The sequence below is a fragment of the Microcystis sp. M49636_WE2 genome, from assembly GCF_030065375.1.
Classification (GTDB): Bacteria; Cyanobacteriota; Cyanobacteriia; order Cyanobacteriales; family Microcystaceae; genus Microcystis; species Microcystis aeruginosa_C.
The window spans coordinates 1-3,263 of the sequence record NZ_JASJFG010000535.1 but is presented as its reverse complement, the minus strand read 5'-3'; the positions used below and the strand labels follow the sequence as shown (position 1 = coordinate 3,263).

The 3,263-nt window shown below is 47.9% G+C and carries 2 protein-coding genes; one reads left to right on the top strand and one right to left on the bottom strand.

The window, feature by feature from the left end; translation table 11 throughout:
- Positions 1–1,280, bottom strand: a 1,280-nt coding sequence (hemL, locus tag PX484_RS12440) for a glutamate-1-semialdehyde 2,1-aminomutase (RefSeq protein WP_288104075.1), incomplete at its 3' end; no start/stop codon positions are given.
- 620 nt (positions 1,281–1,900) lie between these two features.
- Here hemL and dnaN point away from each other — a divergent pair.
- Positions 1,901–3,049: a DNA polymerase III subunit beta gene (dnaN, locus tag PX484_RS12435; RefSeq protein ID WP_004163844.1), complete on the top strand. Its 1,149-nt coding sequence runs from the start codon at positions 1,901–1,903 to the stop codon at positions 3,047–3,049.
- Positions 3,050–3,263 lie beyond the last annotated feature (214 nt).

The following is a 3,263-nucleotide window of genomic DNA, read 5'->3' as shown; positions in this document are numbered from 1 at the left end:
TTAGCGGCGGCCAAAGTCCGTTCGATATCGGCCTCTGTGTGAGCTAAAGAAGTAAAACCAGCTTCAAACTGGGAAGGAGCTAGATAAACGCCTCTTTCCAACATTCCCCGGTGAAAACGACCGAATTTAGCCACATCGGCCTTTTTGGCATCTTCATAGTTATGTACGGGGGAGCCAGTGAAAAACATTCCGAACATGGCGCTAATATAACCTCCAGAAACGCTGTGACCAGCATCTCTAGCCACTTTCAGCAGCCCTTCAGTTAAGGATTTAGTCACTTTATCGAGATATTGGTAGGTGCCGGGGCGCTGGAGTAACTCGAGGGTTTTAATTCCCGCCGTCATGGCCAAAGGGTTGCCGGATAAGGTTCCCGCTTGGTACATCGGGCCGGCCGGAGCCACCATCGCCATAATATCAGCCCGACCGCCGTAGGCCCCCACCGGCAGCCCACCGCCGATAACTTTGCCCAGGGTGGTTAAATCGGGGGTGATGCCGAATTTTTCCTGAGCGCCACCGTAGGCGATGCGGAATCCGGTCATTACCTCATCAAACATTAATAGGGACCCGTATTCCTTGGTTAATTCCCGCAATCCTTCTAAAAAGCCAGCATCCGGCACGATAAAGCCGGCATTACCCACCACTGGTTCTAAAATCACCCCGGCGATAGAGTCGGGATTTTCGACAAAGAGGGCTTTTACCGCTTCCAGGTCATTGTAGGGAGCGGTTAAAGTGTTGTTAGTGGTGGTTTTGGGAACCCCCGGCGAGTCGGGTAGGCCCAGGGTGGCTACACCAGAGCCAGCTTTAACGAGGAACATATCGGCGTGACCGTGGTAACAGCCCTCGAATTTGATGATTTTATCCCGGCCGGTAAAAGCCCGCATTAAGCGCAGGACGGACATACAGGCTTCGGTGCCGGAATTGACAAAACGCACCATTTCAATGCTGGGAACGGCATCAATCACCATTTCAGCGAGAATATTTTCTTGAACACAGGGAGCGCCGAAACTGGTTCCTTTATCTAGGGCCTGGTGTAGGGCGGCAATAACTTCGGGATGGGCATGACCACAGATAGCCGGCCCCCAAGTTCCCACGTAGTCGATGTATTCGTTACCGTCCACGTCGCGAATATAGGCCCCTTTGACGCTTTCAAAAACGATGGGTTGCCCACCGACGGATTTAAAGGCCCGCACGGGGGAACTTACACCCCCCGGCATTAATTTTTGAGCGGCTGTAAAGATTTCTTTCGATTTTGTTGTTTGATACGAAGATGTGCTAACCAATCCTGTCTCCTTGTCTATTTGAGTCTATCGATTCCGGGGAATGCCCGGAGCTTTGTTTTGTTAATTTCCTGCTGCTTGTTCCATTTTAAAGATCACCAGCCTACATTTTACGCAATTTTTTTTCTAGGGAGAGCGCTGGTCGGCTCAAGTCTCGCTCTTCTTGACTTGTAGCTTGATCCTTAACAACTTAAGTAGCTGGTTATAATTAAATTAAAAATGGATTTTAGGTTTGATCCCCCCTTGATCCCCCCTTGATAAGGGGGGTGCCGATCCCCCCTTAATCCCCCCTTGATAAGGGGGGTGCCGATCCCCCCTTGATCCCCCCTTGATAAGGGGGGTGCCGCTCCCCCCTTAGTCCCCCCTTGATAAGGGGGGCATCTGACAACTTTTAACGCCTACCTACTTATGTAATTGGCTGAGAAGGGGCGAAAATTTCACTTTTGACAATTTTTCCACAATCTTTTTAGAATTGCCAGAAAAACCTAGCAATGGGCGAAGTTATTGCTATTGATAGATTTTAGCCCGGAAAGAGCGATCAAAAAAAGCTCAGGTTTTCCACAGATTTTCCACAGGGGAATTCTTGCTATTATTTTTTAGCGTACAAAAAAACTATTCCTGCTATGAAATTTACCAGTAGTCAAAGCGAACTCAACAGCAATTTATCCCTAGTTAGTCGGGCCGTTGCCAGTCGTCCTACCCATCCGGTGTTGGGAAATGTTCTCTTTTGTGCCGATGAGGAAAAGGGCGAAATTAGCCTGACTGCTTTTGATTTGAGTTTAGGGATTCGCACCAGTTTTCGGGCCGAAGTGGTGGAAGGGGGCAAAATTACCCTGCCGGCAAAATTGCTTAACGATATTGTCTCTCGTTTGGGAGAGGGGGAAATCACCATCTCTGTGGAAGAAAACGAGAATGATGAAGAGCATAGTCTCGCTTTCCTGAAAACTGCCTCGGCACAGTTCCAAATTCGCGGCATGAAGGCCGATGAGTTCCCAGAATTGCCCACGGTGGCCGATGGAGAAATTGTTAATTTACCTATAGTTGCCTTGACAGAGGGACTAAAAGGTGCATTGTTTGCCGCTAGTGGCGATGAAACTAAACAGGTGTTGACGGGGGTGCATTTAACTAAAACCGTCGATTGTCTAGAATTTGCCGCTACGGACGGTCATCGTTTAGCGGTGGTACAAACTCCCCTAGAGGAGGTGGAAAGTGCCTCTGGTGGCTTTAATGTCACCATTCCGGCCCGGGCCCTGCGAGAATTGGAAAGAATGATGGCAACAAAACAAAATATCGAGACTATTACTCTGCACGTGGATGATTCTCAAGTCATCTTTGAAATGGGGGAACAGAGGTTAACCAGTCGTAAGTTAGAAGGGGCCTATCCCACCTATAATCAGTTAATTCCTAAATCCTTCGAGCGCTCTTTGGTTTTAGACCGCAAACAATTAATCCGTTGTTTGGAATTAGTGGCGGTTTTATCGGACCAAAAGAATAATTTAGTCAAGTTTAGTCTCGATGGCGAGAATAGTCGTTTATCCCTAGCGGTGGAATCTCCCGATTTAGGTAGCGCCAAAGAGTCCATGGCGGCGGAAATTCAGGGAGAAAGTGGCGATATTGCCTTTAATGTTAAATATTTAATGGACGGTTTGAAGGCTTTACCCAATAATGATATCCAAATGCAGTTAAATGCTAGTACCCAACCGGTTATTTTTACCCCCTTGGGAGGTTTAAAGATGACCTATTTGGTGATGCCGGTACAAATTCGTCAGTAGTTCTGACTTAATTGGAACTGTGGGATCTGTTTTTAACCTATCCCATTTTTGATTGTAAGTAGCTGGTTATAATTAAACTGAAGATAGATTTTGGTGTCGATCCCCCCTTAATCCCCCCTTGATAAGGGGGGTGTCGATCCCCCCTTAATCCCCCCTTGATAAGGGGGGTGTCGATCCCCCCTTAATCCCCCCTTGATAAGGGGGGTGTCTGATA

Excerpts from the sequence above, each read along its gene's own strand:
- dnaN (WP_004163844.1), top strand. The coding sequence starts at position 1,901 with ATGAAATTTACCAGTAGTCAAAGCGAACTCAACAGCAATTTATCCCTA.